Source organism: Pseudarthrobacter sp. NamE2 (assembly GCF_005796205.1).
In the GTDB taxonomy this organism is placed as follows: Bacteria; Actinomycetota; Actinomycetes; order Actinomycetales; family Micrococcaceae; genus Arthrobacter.
In genome coordinates this window covers 1-562 of sequence record NZ_VAHN01000047.1, presented here as the reverse complement: position 1 = coordinate 562, position 562 = coordinate 1, and the positions used below count along the sequence as shown (strand labels likewise).

The 562-nt window shown below is 63.9% G+C and carries 1 pseudogene; it reads left to right on the top strand.

The window, feature by feature from the left end:
• Positions 1–562, top strand: a pseudogene (locus tag FDW83_RS18945) (malate synthase A); the annotation flags it as partial.

The following is a 562-nucleotide window of genomic DNA, read 5'->3' as shown; positions in this document are numbered from 1 at the left end:
ACTCAACCTCACCGACGCCCTGGAACGCCGCATCGACTTCACCACCGACGAAGGCAAGGAATACAAGCTCCGACCCGCCGGCGAACTGCCCACCATCGTGGTCCGACCCCGCGGCTGGCACCTGCCCGAAAAGCACATGATCATCGACGGCGAACCCATCGCCGGCGGCATCGTGGACTTCGGCCTGTACTTCTTCCACAACGCCCGCCGCCTGCTCGCCCAGGGCAAGGGCCCCTACTTCTACCTGCCCAAGATCGAAAACCACCTCGAAGCCCGGCTCTGGAACGACATCTTCATCCTCGCCCAGGACCTCCTAAACATCCCGCAGGGCACCATCCGCGCCACCGTCCTGATCGAAACCATCACCGCAGCCTTCGAAATGGAGGAAATCCTCTACGAACTGCGCGACCACGCCGCCGGCCTGAACGCCGGCCGCTGGGACTACATCTTCTCCATCATCAAAAACTTCCGCACCCGCGGCCCACGCTTCGTCCTCCCCGACCGGTCCCAGGTGACCATGACCGCCCCCTTCATGCGCGCCTACACCGAACAGCTCGTCCGG